Below are 21,720 nucleotides of genomic sequence, written 5' to 3'. Positions count from 1 at the left end.
TAAATACAAATCTATACCATGAACCGATTAGGCTTAACCTCATTTATCTTTGTTTTATTAATAATTATGTCTTGTTCTTCTGACGATGAAATTGTTGTCGATGAAGAACCAACTAATGAAGAAATTTATTTTCCTCCGTTAAATTCTGACACATGGGAAACCAAAACAATAGCTGAATTAAATTGGAATTCATCTGAGTTACAACCCTTATTAGATTATTTAGAAGAAAAAAACAGTAAAAGCTTTATAATTCTGCATAACGGTAAAATAGTTGTAGAATCTTATTTTAACGATCATACAAATACATCACCTTGGTACTGGGCAAGTGCTGGAAAAACATTAATTACAGCTATCATAGGAATCGCTCATGATGAAGGTTTATTAAATATTAATGATAAAGTATCGGATCATATCGGAACTGGTTGGACCAGTCTTTCTCTAGAAAAAGAAAATTTTATTACCTGTAAAAATCTATTATCAATGAATTCTGGTTTGGATGATAGTTTAGGTGATAATGTCTCAACTTCTAACCTTCAATACAGCGCTGATACTGGAGATCGTTGGGCTTATCATAATGTATATGTAAAACTTCAAAATGTAATAGCGGAAGCAAGTAATCAAACTTGGACCAGTTATTTTAATTCAAAATTAAAAGATAGGATTGGAATGACAGGTGCATGGTTACAAACCGGTGATTTTGATGTATACTGGAGTACAACACGTAGTATGGCACGTTTTGGTTTACTAACCTATACAGGTGGAAAATGGGAAACCAATCAAATTATTCCAGAAAATTATTTAGAAGATGTCGTAAATACTTCGCAAGACTTAAACCAATCTTATGGTTATTTGTGGTGGCTAAATGGAAAGTCATCTTACAGATTACCACAATCTCAAATCGAATTTAGTGGCGTTTTAATTCCTAACGCACCTTCAGACATGTATGCCGCGCTTGGTAAAAACGACCAGAAGATTTATGTAGTTCCAAGCAAAAATATTGTCGTTATAAGAATGGGAAATGCTGCAAATAATGAAACTTTTGCATTATCTGATTTTGACAACCAATTATGGTTACGTATCAACGCATTAATTGATTAATTATAATCCATTGGAGCAACTCTAGCCTTTGATGCTTGCTCATAAACATAAGCCCATTCTAACAATTGCTTTTCTTGAAGTCGTTTTCCAATAAAGGTTAAGCCTTTAGGAACACCTTTGTTTGTGTAACCCATTGGAACAGTCAATGCAGGATATTCTGCGACTGCTGCAAAAGCTGCATGATAATTATTAATAGATAAAAATGCGTCTAATTTATTAGCATTCATTGGATTATCAAAGTATTCTTTACCGTTGGTTTTTAAAGTGTCTTTTATACGCTCTAAATAAATTTCATCGCCATTATCATTTGCGATACCTTTGAATAAATTTTGACCATAAGGCATCGTTTTTAATGAGTCTTCTAAATTGAAAGCCATAACGTCAGAAACTGTTCTCAATGCAATAGTTTTATTCGCATATTTTTCCATATAAGACGGCAAATCTTTCTTCATGTCTAAATTTAGTAATCGCAAGAAATTTGGCAATCCCAATGGTTCTTCATCTATTTCAATAATTTCTGCTCCTTGCGTTTTCAAAACTTTTATTGCATTTGCATATAAGGTGTCTTCTAGTAATCGTTTAGGTGCACCAAAGCGTTTTCCTTTTAAAATATTAGATGATGGTTTTTGGAAATATGTCAGAGATTCATTATTCTTAATTGATTTAGAATCAGATTTATCATAACCATAAATAGCATCGAGAACAATTGCGTTATCTATTACAGTCCTAGTAATTGGTCCAGCGGTATCTAACGTTGAAGAAATTGGAACAATCCCACTTCTACTAACCAATCCTATTGTTGGCTTCAAACCTACAACCGAATTCTGACTTGCTGGTGATAAAATAGAACCAGCTGTTTCACTACCTATTGAAGCCGCACAAAAATTTGCAGAAACAGATACTCCACTTCCTGAACTTGAACCACCAGTATCTATGACTCGTCTTCCGTAAGGATTTAAGGTTTGTCCTCCAATGGCTGAATAACCACTTGGGCAATCTCCACAGAAAAAATAAGCCCATTCACTTAAGTTTGCTTTACCTAAAATTAAAGCACCTTTAGATTTTAATTTACTTACAATAAAAGCATCTTGTGTAAAATTATTTTTTAATGCCACTGCTCCGGCTGTAGTTGCCATTTCAGATGCATTAACATTGTCCTTTAAAAGGATAGGCATTCCGAAAATAGGATGCTTCAGTTTTTTATTTCTAAAATCTCTATCTTTCAGTCTAGCATCTTCAATAACATTAGGATTAATAGCAATTACCGAGTTTAGTGATAACGGATTTTCTCTATCAAACTTTCTAATACGATATAAATAGAACTTCGTTAACTCTTCATAGGTAAATTTATTAGTAGTTCTATTAGTTTGAAGTTCGGTTATATCTTTTTCTAGAATGTATGGTTTTAATCGACTATAATCAGCATCATTAAAATCTGCTAGCTGCTGATTAATACCACTCCAAATTTCTGTTTTTGTTAAGTTTTTAGAATCTAATACTTTAAACTCTCTAAAGTCTTTGGTTGAAATAGCATCTAAACCAGAATCATCTGATTTCGTAGTTTCAACTGTTTCAGACTGGGAAATAGGTTCGCGTGCCTCACGAGACTTAGAATTTTTACAAGAAAAAATAAAAAGGAAAACAAAAAGATATTGAATATGAGGCATAAGTTAGTATTTTTTATAAAAATACGAAAACCACATTATAAAATTTAATTCTACTTGAAAAACGAATCCACAAACTCATACTTATTAAAGACTTGCAAATCTTCAATACTTTCCCCTACACCAATATATTTTACTGGGATTTGAAATTGGTCAGAAATACCAATCACCACTCCACCTTTTGCAGTTCCATCTAACTTTGTTACTGCTAAAGAGGTGACCTCAGTGGCTGCAGTAAATTGTTTAGCTTGTTCAAAAGCATTTTGTCCTGTAGAACCATCTAATACTAATAACACATCATGTGGTGCATCTCCAACCACTTTTTGCATCACACGTTTTACTTTAGTTAACTCGTTCATTAAGTTGACTTTATTGTGTAAACGGCCTGCTGTATCAATAATAATAACATCAGCATCTTGAGTAACTCCAGACTGCAAAGCATCGAAAGCCACAGAAGCAGGATCTGATCCCATTTCTTGTCGTATCATTGGTACATCTACGCGATCTGCCCAAACTTGTAATTGGTCAATAGCAGCTGCTCTAAAAGTATCTGCAGCACCAAGAACCACTTTTAAACCTTGTTTTTTAAACTGATATGCTAACTTACCTATAGTCGTTGTTTTACCTACACCATTAACACCAACTACCATAATAACATATGGTGTTTTAGAACCATCGTTTTGCTTTGGTAATTCTGGAATAACATATTCTGTCTCTTCACCAGATTTGGTCTCTGAAAGTAATGCAGCTATTTCCTCTCTTAGTATTTTATTTAATTCAGAAGTCCCTAAGTATTTATCTTTAGCTACACGCTCCTCAATGCGCTCAATCACTTTAAGTGTGGTATTTACGCCAACATCGCTAGTCACAAGAATTTCTTCAAGGTTATCTAAAACATCGTCATCTACTTTAGATTTACCAGCTACTGCTTTATTTAATTTATTGAAAAAAGAGGATTTAGACTTCTCCAAACCTTTATCTAGGGTTTCCTTCTTCTCAGAAGAAAAGATTTTTTTAAAAAAACTCATGTAATTATTATTTCTTAGCTAATTGCAACAACCTTGCCTATAATAAGTTACTGCTAACTTGTCATAAACGCTCAAATATAGCCATAAAAAAACTGCTTTCAAATGAAAGCAGTTCCGTAAAGCTATATTAAAATTACAGCTTATTTTTTGTTTAAAAAGTCATTGACAAATTCTGGTGCCATTACTGATTCTACGAACATGTAAGCCCCAGTTTTTGGTGATTTCACCATTTTTATCGCCTTTGTCAAACGCTTCGATCCTGTCTGTAAAGATGCTACTGATTTCTTTGCCATAATTCCTTCGGATTATTTGATATTTTCGCGTTGACGAAAATCTCTAATTAATTATTTAATTTCTTTATGTACTGTCATACGCTTAAGGATAGGATTAAATTTCTTAATCTCCATACGATCTGGCGTATTCTTTTTGTTCTTTGTTGTAATATATCTAGAAGTTCCTGGCTGACCAGAAGCTTTGTGCTCCGTGCACTCTAAGATTACTTGTATTCTATTTCCTTTTTTTGCCATGATAAATTGACTTAAGCGCTATGCTATTATTTGTAAAATCCTTTTGCTTTAGCTTCTTTTAACATTGCACTAATTCCAATCTTGTTGATTGTTTTTAATGCAGCTGTAGAAACTTTTAGTGTTACCCACTTATCTTCTTCAGGAATGAAAAAACGCTTCTTTACTAAATTAGCATTAAACTTGCGCTTTGTTTTATTCATTGCGTGAGAAACATTGTTCCCAACCATTGCTTTTTTCCCAGTAAGTTCACAAACTCTTGACATTGTATTCTTTCTTTAGGTCTATTAATTCTTCCTGTTTATTCAGAATCCATAACATGGATATTTTAAACAGGGTGCAAATTTAGTAAAACTTTGATGTTTAGCAAAAATATATTTCTACTTTTTTTTAATTTCTTTTTGAAGCATTTCAAAGGCTTTATTTGTTGCCTTCATAATTATTTTTTCACGATGGTTACTAAAATTAAAAACCTCTGAATACACATTATTCTTTGCTGCAATGGCAATCCAAACAGTTCCAACCTCAGCATCAGATTCTCCTTTTGATGGACCAGCATTACCAGTAGTACTTAATCCATAATCTGAATTGAATAACGTCCTCACATTTTTTGCCATCGATTCTACTACTTCTTTACTCACAACAGAATGCGATGAAATATCGGCTTTAGCAACATTGAGTATATTAACTTTAGATTCTGTAGCATAACTGACTATGCTACCTTTAAAGTATTTTGATGCTCCTGCATTTGCTGTAAATGCTTGGGCAATTCTTCCACCTGTACAACTCTCTGCTATTGATAAAGTCTTTCCTAATTCTGTAAGTTGAGCTCCTAGGATAGCTTCTATAGATTTATCATCTTCAAATCCAACAAAAATATCTTGAATCTGAGGTAATACCAATTCTACCTGTTTTTCTATCTCTGCGTCTACAACTTCCTTATCCATTGCTTTACCAGATAATCGAAGTCTTACACGTCCTAATCTAGGCAAATATGCTAATTTTATAAATTCTGGTAGATTATCTTCCCATTGCTCAATACGCTCAGCTAATGCGCTCTCACCCAAACCATTTGTTAAAAGTGTTTTATGTCTAATAAATGGAAACTTAAACTTGGCTCTTAACTTAGGTATAACTTTAGTAGAAATCAACGATTTCATTTCATAAGGTACACCAGGAAGAGACACAAACACTTTTCCATTTTTTTCTAACCACATTCCTGGTGCTGTACCATACTCATTCATTAATACATCTGCCATAGAAGGTACTAAAGCTTGTTGTTTATTAATGTCAGACATTGGTCGCTTAATATAGGTCTTAAATAAATTTTCTACATGCGACAAGACAGCCTTGTTTTCAACTAAAGTATCATTAAAATATTCGCAAATAGTATGTTTGGTAATATCGTCTTTAGTTGGCCCTAAGCCACCAGTAACAATAATGAAATCAGCATTTTCCTCAGCTTCTTTAAGCGCTTTTAAAATATGAGCTTTATCATCTTGAATAGAAGTAATTTGATAAATAGAAATACCAATTTTATTAAATTCCTTACCTAAAAAAGCGGAATTGGTATCAACAACCTGACCGATGAGAATCTCATCGCCAATAGTAATAATCTCTGCTTGCATTCTATAACCCGAAATCGGCTTTAATTTCGTTTGTAGCGCTTTCTACTGCGCTTAGTACAATTTGTAGTTGGGCTTCTATATTATTATCCGACTGTTCAAACTTTCCCCAATCTTGTACTTCAATTAATTTATCCAATACGCCTAATTCGAATAAATCTATTGTAGGCTTCATTTTGTGAGCAGCTTGATAAGTTTCATAAAAATCCCCTTCCGGTACAGATTTTCTTAAACGTTCTGCATCTTCTGGTACTTCTTCTATAAAAGCTGCTGCTAGTGCTGCGACAAAATCTTCGTCATTATCAGCCATTTCGCGTACGCGATCTAATTTGTAATGTTGTGGCATTTATTTAATTTTAATAGAAAACAATTCTTCGTTTTCAATATATCCTATTAATCGATCTTCTGCAAAAACCTTACCAACTCCTGCAGGTGTTCCTGTAAAGATAATGTCTCCAATTTTTAAAGTAAAATATTTTGACACATATTCTATAAGTTCGTCAATTTTCCAAAGCATTAGTTTTGTATTTCCTTGTTGAACTATTTCATCATTCCTCACTAAACTAAAGTCAATATTATCTATATTTTCGAAATTAGTCTTTGGTAACCACTTCCCAATTACAGCAGCACCATCAAAGGACTTAGCTTTTTCCCAAGGCAAACCTTTGGCTTTTAATTGGGCTTGAAGATCGCGAGCAGTGAAATCAATTCCAAGTCCGATTTCGTCGTAATATTTATGCGCAAATTTTTTATCAATATGCTTCCCTACTTTTTTAATTTTCACCAAAACTTCGACTTCGTGATGTACATCATCTGAAAAATCTGGGATAAAAAACGGTTGTTTTTTCAATAAAATCGCTGTATCTGGTTTTAAAAACACAACAGGATCTTTTGGTTTCTCGTTTTCTAATTCTTTTATGTGGTCTGTGTAGTTACGACCAATACAAATAAGTTTCATTTATTGACTATAAAATATTGGGATAAACCGTTAGCTCAATTTATTATTAAACTGACGTAATTTAATCGCAGTTAACACTTTTTTAGTATAGAGTGGGAAATCTGCATTGAGCAACCATCCAAAATAGCCACCCTCATTTTCTAAAACGTCTACTACTCGTTTTCCTTTATGTTTTCCGAAAGAAAAACATTCTTCACCATTTTTATTGAATATTATAAATCCAGCAAAGTCTGCAAACTTTTTACGAGTACTAAACTCAGCTAAAAATTTGGTGTCGTTTTCTAAGGTATCATATTTATCTAATTGAGCTTTGAGCACTTCATAAGTTGCTTTGGTATCTGCTTCTGCACTATGTGCATCTTCAAGATTTTTATCACAATAAACCTTATAAGCTGCACTTAGTGTACGTTGTTCCATTTTGTGAAAAATCGTTTGTACATCTACAGATAGTCTTCCTTTCATGTCAAAATCGACATCAGCTCTAAGCATCTCTTCAGCTAATAAAGGGATATCAAAACGATTAGAGTTGAAACCTCCTAAATCAGAATCCTTTATAAGATTATAAATCTCTTTAGATAGCTCTTTAAATGTCGGTTTACCTATTACGTCTGCATCAGAGATTCCATGAATTGCAGTAACTTCTGCCGGAATTGGCATTTCGGGATTTACAACCCAAGTTTTAGTTTCCTCCTTACCATCTGGATAAACTTTAAGGATAGAAATTTCTACGATTCTGTCTTTAGAAATATTAATACCTGTGGTTTCTAAATCGAAAAAACAGATAGGCTTGTTAAGGTTGAGTTGCATTGCTTCTATTTTGTTAATCAAAGATAACTAGAATAAATAGAATAGCATTATGTGGAATGAAAAAGCTGACTTGACTTTTAAAATGAAATTCTGAAACATATTCATTTCTACTTCGTCATTAATTAGTAAGAAAAAAAATGCAATAGATTTAAAAAGTTACGTCTTTATAATTGAGAGCTGCAAAAAGCACTTTTAAATGAACCAATCAGAAAATAGCAAAAAGTTAAACACATTTTTTAGCGAGGAATATACTTCTCTTAAATATTATGTGAGATCAAATCTTAAAGCTAGCGTCAATAAAGATGCAGAAGATATAATTCAAGATGTAGCTCTAAAATTATTTACTAGTGCAGATAGGTATTCACCAATTAATAATGTAGCTGGGTTTGTGTATCGTGCTATTAAAAACAAGATTATAGATGTTATGAGGGCTTCCAAAAAAAATAAGGTTGATTATGAATCGCAAAATGAAGCTAAATTAATTGAGTTTGCTAACATAATTTATGAAGCGCCATCAGATTTATACCCTGAACAAATGAAGCAGGAATTAAAAGGAGCAATAATAAACCTTAAGCCAAATTATAGAGATATTATAATAGCTATAGACTTTGAAGGTTCTACATATAAAGAGGTAGAACTAGAAACAGGTATCCCAATTGGCACATTAATGTCTATAAGACATAGAGCTATTTCGCTCTTATACAAAAACTTAAAATCAAAACAAGAATTATTTAAAACATAAAGACTATGTCAAATTACTATAAACACAAAATGAGAGGTAAATCTCCTGGAGAAATTGCCGGAATGATAATATTTGGTATCATTTTTATAACGGGATTAGCCATATTGTTTGGCTTCGTTATTATGTGGCTATGGAATTGGTTAATGCCAATGATATTTGGCCTCACTACACTTACGTACTGGCAAGCAGTAGGTGTTTTCATACTATTTAAAATTTTATTAGGAGGTTGTGGAGGTTGTGGAGGCAAAGAGAAAAAACACTCCAAAAAATCTAATTGCAAAATCGAATCCAAAGGAGAATTCTCAAAATGGAAACATTACGATGATTTTTGGAAAGAAGAAGGAAACAATGCATATGAAGCTTATGTAAATCGTATAACTACTAAAGAAGAAACTAATGATTAGTCCTTTTTACCAAAGTCATAAAAATGCTTTAAAAATTCATGTTTTTAAAACAAATATTAAAACTAAACAAGAACTCTTTATTATAAAGCAATTATTAAACTCAAATCTCAATATAATAAGGTGGTCTATAGATCTTGAAGATATTGACAAAGTTTTAAGAATTGAATCATATAGAGATCTAAATGAAGAAGAGGTCATTTCTATGGTAAAATTCAGAGGATTTTATTGTGAAGTACTAGATTAATCTCTTTCAATATATCAACACCACAAGCTTTATTTTTTTAGCTTACAGTCAATTAAACTCATAAAATGAAAACACTGTATTCGTACTGTGTTTTCATTTTATAAGTTAAATAAATTAACTAACACTATTTAACGTGTTTTTCCTTACAACTTCACCCATTGTTTTCTTTAATCTATTTATCAACTCATATATTTCTTCTTCATTATTTGAAGCAAAACCAATTCTTATACAATTGTGTTTTAGTTTAGCATTGTCATAACGCTGCCATTCACCAATATCTAATTTATATATTTTTGCTACTTCTGAAAGCGTTTTCCAAGAATAATTTGAATTCAGTTTCGCCCAAACGGCTAAACCACCTTTTGGAATTTCAAATTGAAAAACATCATTTAATTCATCTTTTAAAAGCTTGCAAAATAAATCGCGTCGTTGCTTGTAAATTTTCATCACTTTGCGAATATGTCTATCTAAATCTCCTGATTTTATAAAATCTGCAAATGTCAACTCTAACAAAGCATCCCCTTGTCGATCTACAATACCTCTTAATTTAGAAGACTCATCAACAAATTCTTTTGAAGCTATTAAATAACCTATTCTAAAAACTGGAGCAACTGTTTTACAAATCGAACCAATATATACTACATTTCCGTTTGTATCGTGGCTTGCTAATGGTAAAATTGGAGCGTGATTATAATTAAAATCGTAATCATAATCATCTTCTATAATAGCAAAATTATACTGCTTCGCAAGGTTTAAAAGATGAATTCTCCTCTTAGCTGAAAGTGTAACTGTTGTTGGGTGATGGTGGTGTGATGTCACATATACTGCCTCTATTTGTTGTCGTTTACACAACTTTTCAATTTCATCTGTTACAAGACCATTATCATCAACCAAAACACGTTCTAATTTTGCTTGTTGATTTAAAAACGTAGAATCCGCAGAATCATAATTAGTGTTTCCAACAACAACAATATCATTTTTTCGAAGTAATAATTGAGAGGATAGCCAATTTCCCATTTGACTACCACGAGTAATTAACACATTTTCTTTAGTAATATGTAAACCTCTGGTTGTATTCAAATAATCAACCAAAACATCTCGTAACGTATCATTTCCATAAGTGGAACCATAAGACAAATGCTCAAACACATTTTTTTTAGCACTAATTCTTCTATAAGTTCTTGCAATTTCATTTATAGGTGTTAGCCGTCCATCAGAAACACCATCATTTAAGTACATAAAGTCATTTTTCTTTTTTGGAATTCTTTCACGTAAAACACTCGTCTTGTAAAAAGTAAAGCCTGTGTTTTTTTTCATGTCAAAAGTCACACTATTCTCAAGTTTTTCCTGATCTAGTAATGGTAAATTTCGAAGTACAAAAGTTCCTTTTTTAGGAATACTCTCTATCCAACCTTGCTGTAACAATTCTTCATAGCATGCAACAATTATTTTTCTATGAACATTTAATTGCTCAGCTAAAGTTCTGCTGCCAGGAAGTTTAGTATTAGGAGCGAGTGTTTGATCCTTTATGAGTTGAATAATTTGATTTGATAATTGCAAGTATAATGCCTGATTGCATTTTCTATCAAATTGAATACTAGTTTTAAATGGAAACATCTGGACTACTTAATATATTTATTCTGGATTATAACGATAGTCCATAAATATACTATTTTTGAAATAGAAAAGTAAAAAAATGACAAAACTAGATTTAAATCCCTTAGAGTTTGATAACTACTATTTTAGATATATCTATAAGTTACCTAACGATACTGAGTTGAAAAAAGGCTTTGTAATAGGTCAAAACACACTAATTGATTTCTTTAAATCTATTCCTAAAGAAAAATTGACTTACCGTTATGAGTCAAAAAAATGGAGTGTAAAAGAAATACTACAACACTTAATAGATACTGAACGTATTTTTATATATCGATGCTTTAGAATTGCAAGGCGAGATAAAACTGCTTTAGCTGGTTATGACCATAACATATACATTAAACCATCAAAAGCTAATGATAAATCAATAGAAAATTTATTAAATGAGTTTACAGTAAATCGTAATCATTCAATTTCATTGCTAAAGAATTTAACGGATGAGGATCTGTCATTTATTGGGTATTCTAATAGAGGTGTAATATCTGCAAGAGCTGCAGCTTTCACAATTATAGGTCATGATATATGGCATATGGAAGTCATAAAAAACAAATACCTCTAACATGTTAGACATAAGACCCAATTGTGAACATTGTAACAAAGACTTACCAAACACATCAACTGAAGCTATGATTTGCTCATATGAATGTACATATTGTAGAGCATGTGCAATAGAAATCTTTGAAAATGTATGTCCAAGTTGCAGTGGAAACATTGTTAAACGTCCTATTAGACCAAAAAAAGAGATTGAGAATTATCCCGCTTCAACAAAGCGAGTATTCAAACCAAAAGATTTAGAAAAAGCAAAACAAAATTCAGAACGATTTAAAAATATTCAACCAGAAAAAAGATAATATATGAGTCCAATTTTAATTGATAGTATTGGTTACGCAGCATTAGTAATCAATTTATATTCAATGTCCACCAAAGGTGAATATAAACTACGCCTAATTTCACTAATTGCAAATTTAGGTTACATATTATATGGTCTATTAATTACTGCTACTCCAATAATTGTAGGCTGTACAATTGCTGTATTTCTTCATGGATATCATATAAGAAGATTACGAATTAATAAGAATAGTAATGATTAAAATAAAACAAGCTCAAGAAGCGGATATAGATGTTCTAGCTCTTTTGGCCAGACTAACATGGGCAGAATCCCATGGTCACTATATAGAGGATAAAAACGACCTATTAAAATACCTAAACAAGAATTTTTCAGTCTCAAAAACGACACAGGATATAAACAATCCCAAGCAAATCTTTTATATTGTTTATGTAAATGACTTACCTGTTGGTTATGCGAAGTTAATCCTAAATGCTGAAAACGAAAGCGTTGTCTCGCAAAACAATTGTCGATTAGAACGAATTTTCATCCTAAATGACTTTATACCCTTAAAAATTGGGAAACAACTTTTACATTTTGTTGAAGAGGAAGCCAAAAAATTATTGTTAGATACTATATGGCTTACCGTTTATATAAAAAATAGCAGAGCTATACGATTCTATGAAAAAAATGAATTTAAGAACGTTGGAGATATAAACTTTATTGTCAGTGGAAAAGCATATGAAAATATTGTCTTTTCAAAAAAAATATAAGCATGCAAGACTATTCAAAATCAAAATTAAACAGAGTTAAACGCGGAAAAAATAGAGCGACTTATGATGTTGAAAAGATAAACACCATCCTTGATGCTGGTTTTATTGGTTATGTAAGTTATGTCTATAAAGGCAGAGCAATAACATTACCTATGGCATACGGAAGAAAAGACAATAAAATATATTTACATGGCTCACAAGCTAATAGAATGTTACTAGCTTTATTAAAAGCAAAAGAAATGAGCATGACAATTATGCATTTAGACGCATTAGTATTAGCACGTTCAGGCTTACATCATTCTGTAAATTATCGCTCAGCTACTTTATTTGGCAGTGTTAAAAATCTCGAAGACACTAAAGAAAAAGACGAAGCTCTTTTTTGCTTTATGGAACATATGATGAAAGGACGTTGGGATGGTATAAGACCAATGCACCAAAAAGAACTAGACAGAACGATGGTTGTAGAAATGACAATTGAAACCGCTTCTGCAAAAATTAGAGATGTTGGTGTTGGTGACGAACCAGAAGATTACGATTTAGATGTTTGGGCTGGCTTAGTACCCCTAAAACAAATAGCTGAGTATCCTATTCCTGATGAAGGGCTACCACAAAAAATGGAAATTCCAAAGCATGTTTTAGATTATTACAATGAGCATAAAGAGCCAACTAAAACAACTATTTAAATAATTATAATATTCTAAAACAAAAAATGAAATTCCCATTAAAGGACATAGTTGATCTATTAGATGAAAGGCTAGAACTAAATTTAGCAGAAAGCACAAATAAAGATTTAATATTAGAAGAAATTTGGGATGAACCTTTTAGTCAAGGCTTAAAAAAACTAAAATTAGAATATGGAACTTCTAAAGGAAATGAGGAGTTACGGAAATTAATTAGTAAGAAATTAAACGTAGAAAAAAAGAATATTGTCATAACAAATGGTGCTGCATTTGCAAACTATTTAGCTATGCTATGCTTATGCGATATTAGAGATGAAATCGTCATGGTACAACCAAATTTTCCACCAACAATGGACTTGATAGAAGGTCTAGGTTTCAAAAAGAAATTACTAAAACTATCTTTTGGCGAAAAATATCAATTAAACGAACAAGAATTATTTAAAATCATCACTGAAAAAACGAAGCTAATACTATTAGTCTCACCATTCAATCGAACAGGAACAACACTTAGTTTAGAACAAGTTGAAAGAATTTCAATTCGTTTAAACAATGAGTATCCAAACTGTAGATTATTGATTGATGAAACCTATCGAGAAGCTACTTATGGAAATAACAAGGTTATACCAACATTTGCAGGATTAAAGGATAACATAATAACAGTTTCATCGCTATCAAAATCTCACGGAACTCCAGGCTTAAGAATTGGATGGTTATATTCAAGTGATGCTGATTTTATAGAACAGGTAAGTACAGCAAAAATAAATGTAGTAATCTCTAATTCTGTTTTAGATGAATATGTTGCTATACAAGTTTTAAAGAAAGAATCTGAACTATTTAAAGCAAGAAGAATACATGCAGCAAAAGGCTTAGAACTCACAAAAAAAATGGATTGAATTAAACACACAATATATAAACTGGCATGAACCAAGTGCTGATGCACTTTGTTGTATAAAATTGAAAGAAACAAAATTTGACCATCAACAAATAGAAAAATTTTATGCTTTATCAAAACAAGCCGGAATTCAAATAGCAAACGGAGAATGGTTCGGTGAAATTAAACGTTTTTTTAGATTAGGTTTTGGTTATATGGAAATAAAAAAATTAATTATAACACTAGAAAAACTAACTGAAATATTAAAAAAGTCAGCAGTAAATAAATAGTTAAGTTAAACAAGAAAACAAAATGTGAAACTTCGTACTTATTTTGTACTATTCTAAATCAAAACAAGAAATTTTAACCTAAAATGTCCAACAAATTCTTAAGAAACCATAAAAAAGGACAGTCAAAAACTGTTCTTTTCTTTTCTAGTATATAATTCTTATTTAAAGGAATTATATTTCTCTGTTAGAATCCCAAGCCTCTAAATAATCTTTAACTGCTTTTACAAATTGTCCACCAAGTGCTCCATTAACCACTCTATGATCATAAGAATGTGATAAAAACATTCTATAACGAACACCAATAAAATCACCTTCTAGTGTTTCAATTACTGCAGGTACTTTTCTAATCGCTCCTAAAGCTAAAATTCCTACTTGAGGTTGGTTAATTATTGGAGTTCCCATTATACTACCAAATGTACCTACATTAGTCACTGTATATGTTCCACCTTGTATATCATCTGGGTTTAATTGTCCTAAACGTGCTCTATTAGCTAAGTCATTTACCTTTTTAGCCATACCAAAAAGGTTTAACTGATCTGCATCTTTAATAACTGGCACTATTAAGTTTCCATCTGCTAAAGCTGCAGCCATGCCTAAATTGATATGCTTCTTTTTAACTATAGAATCCCCTTGCAAAGAAATATTCATCATTGGGAAATCGCGCAATGCTCTTGCTACAGCTTCCATAAATATTGGAGTGAAGGTTAGGTTTTCTCCTTCACGTTTTTTAAAGTCTTCTTTGTGCTTGTTTCTCCAGTTCCAAATATTAGTTACATCTGCTTCTATAAAAGATTGCACATGTGCAGAAGTTTGTACAGAATCTACCATATGTTTAGAAATGAGTTTCCCCATTCTGGTCATCTCGATAATTTCATCATCACCTGATGCAACTACTGGAGTAGCTACTGGTTTTTCAACAGTCTTCATTGGTGGCGGAACAGTTTCAACTTTTTGCTCAACAACTGCTTCTGTTTTTGGAGCTACAACTGGTGCAGATCCACGAGACTCTATATATGATTTTATATCGTTTTTAGTTACACGACCATCTTTACCTGTACCAGGAATAGTATCTAGTTCTGATTGCGTAATACCTTCAGCTTTGGCTATATTTTTAACCAATGGAGAGTAGAAACGATCTTCAGAAGACACGACGGGCTCCACTACAGCTTTTGCAGCTACAACTGTTTGAACCACTTCTACTACAGCTTTTGGAGCTTCGGGCTCTGCAATAAATTCTACTTCTGGAGCTTTGATCTCAACAGTATCGCCTCCTTCAATTTCTATAACAGCAATTGTTTGTCCTACTTGTACAACATCATCTACATTAAAGAGTTTTTCAACCAATACACCATCAACTTCACTTGGCACTTCACTGTCTACTTTGTCTGTTGCAATTTCTAAAACTGCTTCATCTGCTTCAATAGTATCACCAACTTCTTTAAGCCATGAGGTTATAGTTGCTTCTGCAACACTCTCTCCCATTTTAGGTAACTTAAGTTCAAACTTTGCCATATCTATAATTTGAAGGTCTTAATTTTAGTATTTGATGCAAAATTAATAAAAAAACAGATATTTTATTGATTTTAATTCAATTAATACGTCGATTAGAAATTTACCACTTCACCTCTATTTATTGCACTATCACTTCCGAGGATAAATTTACTGTTTTTTGGAAGAAATCTAAAGACCATATTCTCTTGCTTGGATTTTTTCTTCATATCCTCTATAACATCTTGAGTTTTCAGTATGTCTAAATCGTAAATAACTAAAGTGTTGTTTGGTATATTATTTTTAATTTCTGCTCTAATAGCTATAGGTTGCGATAGTTGTTGCTTTAAGGATTCCTCTATTTCATTTGAGTATATCAATATATTCCGAGATGTCACTTTAGTTGGGTTAGAGCTCTTTCTAAGTTTATACGCTGACTTAATAGCTAACCAAACTATTGCATTAAATAAAATATTCTGCTTAAAATGTTTTTTGTAAAAAATCTGCATAGCACCATAAAAACGTTTGGCGTAATTAGCATCTCTTAACGTACTTTCACCTTTAAAATGTACAACGGTAGCTTTTCCATAATACATGTTATTATAACCTGCTTTCAAAATTTTATATGATAAATCGATATCCTCACCATACATAAAGTAATCCTCATCAAATCCACCAACTACATTATATACATCTCTTTTAATTAGCATAAAAGCGCCTACAAGTACTTTAACTTCACCAATAGCATCGACTTTTAACTGATTAGCATAATAGGCTTTATCATTGCCTAAAAGTTTCTTTAATGCAATTTCAGGTTTTGGAATATTACGTTTGCTTTCAGGAAGAAACTTACCCTTACCATCTATAAGTTGACACCCAACAATTCCAAGGTTTTGCTGTTCACCAGCAAATTCAATTAATTTGTTAAACGTATCTTCTGCTACAACTGTATCTGGATTAAGTATACATATATACTCGCCTTTTGCCTCTGTAACGCCAATATTATTCCCTTTAGAGAATCCTAAATTCTCTTTATTTTCTATCAATTGTACAGTTGGAAATAATTGTTTTACCATAGCACAACTATCATCTGGCGAATTATTATCTACAACTATAATTTCTGCTTCAATATTTTTAATAGCACCTTCTGCACTTTTTAGACATAATTCTAAAAAATAGCGAACATTATAGTTTAATATGATTACGGATAGCTTCAGAACTATTTAAGATTTTAATGAGGCTTCAAAAGGCACACGGTCAATAATACTTCGACCTAAAGTTATTTCGTCTGTATACTCTAATTCGTTTCCAGCGGCAACACCTCTTGCTATAGTAGACATGGTCACATTATAGTCTTGTATTTGTCTAAAAATATAAAAGTTAGTTGTGTCTCCTTCCATGGTTGGGCTCATTGCAAAAATCAATTCTTTTACTTTCCCTAACCTCACTTTTTCAACTAAAGAATTAATATTTAAATCTTGCGGACCAATGCCATCCATTGGAGATATCTTTCCTCCTAACACATGATACAATCCTTTGAACGAGCTTGTGTTTTCAACTGCCATTACATCTCTAATATCTTCAACCACACAAACTAATTCTTCATTTCTGTTTGGATTTTCACAAATCTCACATAGAACTTTATCACTTATATTATGGCAAGATTTACAAAAATTAATCTCGGCTCTCACCTTAGACAAAGCATCAGATAATAGAAACGTCTGATTCTCTGGTTGTCTCAGTAGATGCAGAACTAAACGTAATGCTGTGCGCTTACCAATACCTGGCAATTGTGACATTTCGTTAACTGCATTCTCTAAGAGTTTTGATGAAAATTCCATAGCTACGAAGGTACAGATTTTTAGATATAAAAAATCCGATTATAACTGAATTACAATCGGACTTTTTAACATTATATAGTGTTATTATTTTAAAATCAATTTTTTAGTAATCTCACCTTTAATGCTATTCATTTTTACATAATATAATCCTGAATTAAAAGAAGATACATCTATTTTATGTCCATTTAACAAACTTACATTTTTATCATAATACACCAATTTACCTAATGTATTATATATCCTAACTATAACATCGTCTGGTTTGCTCCATTTAATATTAATTTCATTTTGAGCAGGGTTTGGAAATAATACAATGTCATTTAACTCAAAATCTTCAGTGCTTAAAGATGAATCGTAAGTGTCTGAAGACCATAAACCTCTACCATGCGTACCTGCATATATTTTATTTGTAGCGTAATTGATTTCCAGTTCATAAATAATAACATTCGGTAAGTTGTTATTAAATGGTATCCAAGCATCTACTATAGTGTCGTCTGTATAATAAACTCCATAATTCATACCTAGATACAAGCCATTGTCTGAATTATCATCCCAAACTACTGTAAGTGATGTGAATCCAGAAGGCAAATCAAAACCATAAGGAATCCAAGTAGCTCCAGAATCGTTTGTAATATAAACTTTATCTCCAAAACTAGAGGTTACCGCAACTTTAGCCGGATTTGTTGGATGTACAGCTATAGAGTTGATACCACCTCCAGGATAGCTAGTTGCCTCTGTCCATGTTGTTCCACCATTAATAGATCCCCAAAAAGCTCCACCAATAGCAACATATAAATAATCATTATCAGAAGGTGCAATTTTTAAGGCATCAATATTAAAAATAAAATTTGGGGATATTGAATTCCAACTTGCTCCACCATCTAACGACTTATATACCTCATCAAAAGCTACATACACGGTGTTTTGAACTATTGGATCTTGCTCAAAAGGTGTTGAGAAAAAGTTCCAATTATTCTGTCCGCCTTTACCTTCTGGTGCAGTAACACCAAATAGATTTTCTCCAGCATTAACACTTTTAACAAAAGAACCAAATTGAGTTGAACCATATATTGTATTAGAATCATTCTTATCCACTAAAGATTCACCACCATCAGCTCCCCACCATTCATACCATTGACCATCAGCTCTTAATACAGAGCTACCATTATCTTGTGATCCACCAGCAACAACAACAGGATTAGTTTGACTCACACCAATTCTATAAAATTGTCTATTACTTATACCATCAGTAAGATCCGTATAATAACTACTAGTAATGTTAGTAGGATTAGCCGCTTTATAAACTCCACCATCACTACCAACATATAATTCCCCATTGATATATCTTAAAATATCAACATCTGCATGGCAATATCCAATATTCTGACTGGTAGCAACACCAGGAATCCATTGTGAGGTTATCGCAAACGTAGCACCTCCATTATTAGAATACCAAGTATTGATTCCTGCAATAAAAACATCGTCTGCATCAGAAGAGCTAACGACAATATCCATATCTCTAGGTGCTTGCCCTAAATTATCACTACCATCTGATTCATATCCAAAATAATTTTTTGACTCCGTATTTACAGCAGCAAAAAACGAACCGCTGTTTGTCGATTTATATACTTGATTAAAAATACCACCTGAAGATTCTACAACATATACAACTGACTGATCGTTTACATCTGTAGAACCCGTTGCTACTCCAATCATTTTTGGACCAGAACTAAAAAAACCACCCAAATTAGAAAACGTAGTTCCACCATCATCAGATCTAAAAAAAGAATTCCCAGAAGCATAAATAACGCTAGGGTCGCCTGGTTTAAATTCAACATCATAACCATTAGTTGCACTTCCATGAATACTTGACCACGTAAAACCCCCATTGGTAGATTTAAAAATACCACCACCTTCAGAACTACAATATAGTTTAGTAGTAGCTGATGGATCTATTATGATTTTATTTACGCTACCGCCTCCAATATCTCCTAAAACATTCCATGTAGCGCCAGAATCTAATGATCTAAAAATAATTCCACTAGTACTTCCCCAATAATAGATTGAAGGTTGTGTTGGATGAATGGTTAATGACCTAACTCTTAAGTTAGACATATTATCAGTTAGTATTGTCCAATTAGCTCCGCCATCAGTGGTTCTCCAAACTCCACCAGTTGGGCTTCCAACAATCATATGATTAGTATTTGAAGTTTCAACATCTAGTGCAGAAATTCGTCCTACTCCGGGATTATAACCATTAGGAGCTGCTGTCCAAGATGTTGGTCCTAAATCTTCCCAATTACCAACGGTTGTTCTAGCAAAGGAATTTGAGTTTTCATTCTGATAGCTATTATATGCTTCTAATTGATTGAAATAATACTCAGGGGATTTTAGTAATCCGTTTTCATCCATCATTAACTTAGCCATAGCTTCCCAACGTTTATAGGGTTTATAGCCTTTTCCTCTCTCTCGACCAACTTGGTCAAAATAAGCTTCTGCTTCTGCTTGAATTTCTTGTACTGAATAAGTGCCTTTTGCAATCATTTGTCTGTATTCTTGAGACCAAGAATTCATTAAAAACGCAAAAAACAATAGTGCTAGATAAATCTTTTTCATAATAATTTAAATTTTAGCTTCTTTTTTTACCAAAAATACTATTTTTCATAAAATTTTATTAATAAATCTCATTTATATGACACCTACATCGATACTCATACTCATTGTCGCTTATTTCAGTGTTCTTATACTGATTTCTTACTTCACTGGTAAAGATGACAGTAACGATGTATTCTTTAAGGCAAAAAGACAATCCCCCTGGTATATAGTGGCCTTTGGGATGATAGGAGCATCACTTTCTGGTGTTACCTTTATATCTGTACCTGGAATGATTGGTGGGCAACAATTTGCTTATATGCAAGGCGTATTTGGTTTTTTTATAGGTTACATATTTATTCTAGCCGTTTTAATCCCTATTTATTATAAGTTAAATGTGACTTCTATATACCAATATTTAGAACAACGTTTTGGTAAAGTGAGTTATAAAACTGGTGCTTTTTTCTTTTTATTGTCTCGAGTTACTGGTGCTTCATTTAGATTATTTTTGGTCGCACTTGCGATGCAGTATATTGTTTTTGAACAACTCGGCGTTCCATTTTGGCTCACCGTAGTTATTTCTATCTTATTGATTTGGTTATACACGAATAGAGGTGGCATAAAAACTATTGTATGGACAGACACATTACAAACGCTTGCCATGCTCACTTCTGTAATTGTAACAATAGTTTTAATAAACAATAAATTAGATTGGTCCTATTTTGAGTTTTTGAGTTCTTCAGAATTTAAAACAAAAGGGCAAATTTTCTTCTTTGATGATCCTAATGCAGTAACTTATTTTTGGAAATATTTTATTGGTGGTATTTTCATCGCTATTGCTATGACAGGATTAGACCAAGATATGATGCAAAAAAACTTAACCTGTAAAAACCAAAAAGAAGCTAAGAAAAATATATTTAGTATGGCTACATTACTAGTCTTTGTCAACTTTATATTTTTGTCTTTAGGAGCTTTATTATTCATCTACGCTGAGAAATTTAATCTCAGTATTCCTGTGTTAGATAGTAAAACAAGAACAGATTTGTTGTTTCCTGAAATAGCTATGAATCAAGGCTTAGGTTCAGCATTAGCCATTACCTTTATTATTGGATTAATTGCTGCAGCCTATTCTAGCGCTGATAGTGCATTAACCTCCTTAACAACATCTTTTAGTGTTGATTTTTTAAATATTGAAAACAAACCTGTAGAGGAGCAAAAACCTTTAAGAAAAAAAGTACATATTGGTGTTTCAATTTTGTTAATCATAGTTGTTATTATCTTTAATATGCTTGAAGGTAATGTAGTAAGCAACCTGTTCAAATTTGCAACATTTACTTATGGTCCTTTGCTAGGTTTATTTGCTTTTGGAATTTTAACCAAATATCAAATAAAAGATAATTACGCTTGGATTGTAGGCTTAGTATCTATTCTTTTAACTTTTTCAATTACATCTTTACCAGAATCAATAATTGGTGCTTATCAATTTCATTGGGAAATTCTACCTTTAAATGGAGTCATTACTTTTATTGGGCTTTTATGCATCAAAAAATCCATCAAGGTAAATCCATAATTTTTTATGACATTCACTAATGCAAAATAAGCTAACTTA

General features: G+C 32.2%; 26 protein-coding genes. 12 read left to right on the top strand and 14 right to left on the bottom strand.

What is annotated here, in order from left to right:
• The first annotated feature begins 18 nt into the window (after positions 1 to 18).
• The gene (locus tag WPG_RS12325) at positions 19 to 1,098 is read left to right on the top strand and encodes a serine hydrolase domain-containing protein (RefSeq protein ID WP_045473118.1); all 1,080 of its coding nucleotides are present in this window, start codon (positions 19 to 21) and stop codon (positions 1,096 to 1,098) included.
• On the opposite strand, the gene WPG_RS12320 is transcribed toward WPG_RS12325, so the two are convergent.
• The 9 genes from WPG_RS12320 to WPG_RS12285 all read right to left on the bottom strand — a co-directional run bounded on the left by WPG_RS12320 (position 1,095) and on the right by WPG_RS12285 (position 7,704).
• On the bottom strand, positions 1,095 to 2,765 hold the full coding sequence (locus WPG_RS12320) for an amidase family protein (protein WP_045473115.1): 1,671 nt from the start codon (positions 2,763 to 2,765) through the stop codon (positions 1,095 to 1,097). The genes WPG_RS12325 and WPG_RS12320 overlap by 4 nt on opposite strands.
• A 50-nt stretch (positions 2,766 to 2,815) precedes the next feature.
• A complete protein-coding gene (gene ftsY, locus WPG_RS12315) occupies positions 2,816 to 3,790 on the bottom strand; it encodes a signal recognition particle-docking protein FtsY (RefSeq protein ID WP_045473112.1) in 975 nt (324 codons plus the stop codon).
• Positions 3,791 to 3,930: 140 nt separating this feature from the next.
• Complete coding sequence (locus WPG_RS17910) at positions 3,931 to 4,083, bottom strand: DUF4295 domain-containing protein (RefSeq protein ID WP_008271041.1); 153 nt, start codon at positions 4,081 to 4,083, stop codon at positions 3,931 to 3,933.
• A 51-nt stretch (positions 4,084 to 4,134) separates the two neighbouring features.
• On the bottom strand, positions 4,135 to 4,317 hold the full coding sequence (rpmG, locus tag WPG_RS12310; RefSeq protein ID WP_008271040.1) for a 50S ribosomal protein L33: 183 nt from the start codon (positions 4,315 to 4,317) through the stop codon (positions 4,135 to 4,137).
• Positions 4,318 to 4,343: 26 nt separating this feature from the next.
• Positions 4,344 to 4,580, bottom strand: coding sequence for a 50S ribosomal protein L28 (gene rpmB / locus WPG_RS12305; protein ID WP_045473109.1), 237 nt, complete (start codon positions 4,578 to 4,580; stop codon positions 4,344 to 4,346).
• Between the two features lie 114 nt (positions 4,581 to 4,694).
• On the bottom strand, positions 4,695 to 5,942 hold the full coding sequence (locus WPG_RS12300) for a competence/damage-inducible protein A (RefSeq protein WP_045473106.1): 1,248 nt from the start codon (positions 5,940 to 5,942) through the stop codon (positions 4,695 to 4,697).
• Position 5,943: 1 nt separating this feature from the next.
• Entirely contained in the window at positions 5,944 to 6,285 is a 342-nt protein-coding gene (locus WPG_RS12295) for a hypothetical protein (protein ID WP_045473103.1), read from the bottom strand.
• The gene (locus tag WPG_RS12290) at positions 6,286 to 6,897 is read right to left on the bottom strand and encodes a fumarylacetoacetate hydrolase family protein (protein WP_045473100.1); all 612 of its coding nucleotides are present in this window, start codon (positions 6,895 to 6,897) and stop codon (positions 6,286 to 6,288) included.
• A 30-nt stretch (positions 6,898 to 6,927) separates the two neighbouring features.
• Positions 6,928 to 7,704, bottom strand: a complete 777-nt coding sequence (locus tag WPG_RS12285) for a 3'-5' exonuclease (protein WP_045473097.1) — start codon at positions 7,702 to 7,704, stop codon at positions 6,928 to 6,930.
• 196 nt (positions 7,705 to 7,900) lie between these two features.
• Between WPG_RS12285 and WPG_RS12280 the strand changes: the two genes are divergently transcribed.
• The 3 genes from WPG_RS12280 to WPG_RS12270 are packed head-to-tail and all read left to right on the top strand — an operon-like array spanning position 7,901 to position 9,094.
• On the top strand, positions 7,901 to 8,446 hold the full coding sequence (locus tag WPG_RS12280) for an RNA polymerase sigma factor (protein ID WP_045473094.1): 546 nt from the start codon (positions 7,901 to 7,903) through the stop codon (positions 8,444 to 8,446).
• A 5-nt stretch (positions 8,447 to 8,451) separates the two neighbouring features.
• A complete protein-coding gene (locus WPG_RS12275) occupies positions 8,452 to 8,850 on the top strand; it encodes a hypothetical protein (protein WP_045473091.1) in 399 nt (132 codons plus the stop codon).
• Positions 8,843 to 9,094 carry a hypothetical protein gene (locus WPG_RS12270; RefSeq protein ID WP_045473088.1) on the top strand — a complete coding sequence of 84 codons (252 nt, stop codon included), beginning with the start codon at positions 8,843 to 8,845 and terminating at the stop codon, positions 9,092 to 9,094. Before WPG_RS12275 ends, WPG_RS12270 begins: the two co-directional genes overlap by 8 nt.
• 114 nt (positions 9,095 to 9,208) lie before the next feature.
• Here the strand turns inward: WPG_RS12270 and WPG_RS12265 are convergent, their stop codons facing one another.
• On the bottom strand, positions 9,209 to 10,711 hold the full coding sequence (locus WPG_RS12265; protein ID WP_045473085.1) for a PLP-dependent aminotransferase family protein: 1,503 nt from the start codon (positions 10,709 to 10,711) through the stop codon (positions 9,209 to 9,211).
• A 79-nt stretch (positions 10,712 to 10,790) separates the two neighbouring features.
• Here WPG_RS12265 and WPG_RS12260 point away from each other — a divergent pair, with 79 nt between their 5' ends.
• From WPG_RS12260 to WPG_RS12230, 7 genes are all read left to right on the top strand, one after another.
• A complete protein-coding gene (locus WPG_RS12260) occupies positions 10,791 to 11,309 on the top strand; it encodes a DinB family protein (RefSeq protein ID WP_045473082.1) in 519 nt (172 codons plus the stop codon).
• A 1-nt stretch (position 11,310) separates the two neighbouring features.
• The gene (locus WPG_RS12255) at positions 11,311 to 11,601 is read left to right on the top strand and encodes a DUF1272 domain-containing protein (RefSeq protein ID WP_045473079.1); all 291 of its coding nucleotides are present in this window, start codon (positions 11,311 to 11,313) and stop codon (positions 11,599 to 11,601) included.
• A gap of 3 nt (positions 11,602 to 11,604) precedes the next feature.
• The gene (locus tag WPG_RS12250) at positions 11,605 to 11,841 is read left to right on the top strand and encodes a hypothetical protein (protein WP_045473076.1); all 237 of its coding nucleotides are present in this window, start codon (positions 11,605 to 11,607) and stop codon (positions 11,839 to 11,841) included.
• Complete coding sequence (locus tag WPG_RS12245) at positions 11,834 to 12,349, top strand: GNAT family N-acetyltransferase (RefSeq protein WP_045473073.1); 516 nt, start codon at positions 11,834 to 11,836, stop codon at positions 12,347 to 12,349. The genes WPG_RS12250 and WPG_RS12245 overlap by 8 nt, the downstream gene beginning before the upstream one ends.
• Positions 12,350 to 12,351: 2 nt before the next feature.
• Positions 12,352 to 13,032: a pyridoxamine 5'-phosphate oxidase family protein gene (locus WPG_RS12240; RefSeq protein WP_045473071.1), complete on the top strand. Its 681-nt coding sequence runs from the start codon at positions 12,352 to 12,354 to the stop codon at positions 13,030 to 13,032.
• A 26-nt stretch (positions 13,033 to 13,058) separates the two neighbouring features.
• Positions 13,059 to 13,922, top strand: a complete 864-nt coding sequence (locus WPG_RS12235; protein ID WP_045473068.1) for a pyridoxal phosphate-dependent aminotransferase — start codon at positions 13,059 to 13,061, stop codon at positions 13,920 to 13,922.
• 61 nt (positions 13,923 to 13,983) lie between these two features.
• On the top strand, positions 13,984 to 14,190 hold the full coding sequence (locus WPG_RS12230; protein ID WP_045473060.1) for a hypothetical protein: 207 nt from the start codon (positions 13,984 to 13,986) through the stop codon (positions 14,188 to 14,190).
• A gap of 171 nt (positions 14,191 to 14,361) precedes the next feature.
• Here WPG_RS12230 and WPG_RS12225 read toward each other — a convergent pair whose 3' ends face one another.
• From WPG_RS12225 to WPG_RS12210, 4 genes are all read right to left on the bottom strand, one after another.
• Positions 14,362 to 15,702 (bottom strand): dihydrolipoamide acetyltransferase family protein, encoded by a 1,341-nt coding sequence (locus WPG_RS12225; RefSeq protein WP_045473057.1) that lies wholly within the window; start codon positions 15,700 to 15,702, stop codon positions 14,362 to 14,364.
• A gap of 92 nt (positions 15,703 to 15,794) precedes the next feature.
• Positions 15,795 to 16,877, bottom strand: a complete 1,083-nt coding sequence (locus WPG_RS12220; RefSeq protein ID WP_316929994.1) for a glycosyltransferase family 2 protein — start codon at positions 16,875 to 16,877, stop codon at positions 15,795 to 15,797.
• 24 nt (positions 16,878 to 16,901) lie between these two features.
• Positions 16,902 to 17,519, bottom strand: a complete 618-nt coding sequence (gene recR, locus WPG_RS12215; RefSeq protein WP_045473051.1) for a recombination mediator RecR — start codon at positions 17,517 to 17,519, stop codon at positions 16,902 to 16,904.
• Between the two features lie 84 nt (positions 17,520 to 17,603).
• Positions 17,604 to 20,135 carry a T9SS type A sorting domain-containing protein gene (locus WPG_RS12210; RefSeq protein ID WP_045473048.1) on the bottom strand — a complete coding sequence of 844 codons (2,532 nt, stop codon included), beginning with the start codon at positions 20,133 to 20,135 and terminating at the stop codon, positions 17,604 to 17,606.
• Between the two features lie 76 nt (positions 20,136 to 20,211).
• Between WPG_RS12210 and WPG_RS12205 the strand changes: the two genes are divergently transcribed.
• Complete coding sequence (locus tag WPG_RS12205) at positions 20,212 to 21,681, top strand: sodium:solute symporter (protein ID WP_045473045.1); 1,470 nt, start codon at positions 20,212 to 20,214, stop codon at positions 21,679 to 21,681.
• The last annotated feature ends 39 nt before the right edge of the window (positions 21,682 to 21,720 follow it).

This window comes from Winogradskyella sp. PG-2, from assembly GCF_000828715.1.
Lineage (GTDB): Bacteria > Bacteroidota > Bacteroidia > Flavobacteriales > Flavobacteriaceae > Winogradskyella.
This window is presented reverse-complemented; position numbering and strand designations above follow the sequence as displayed.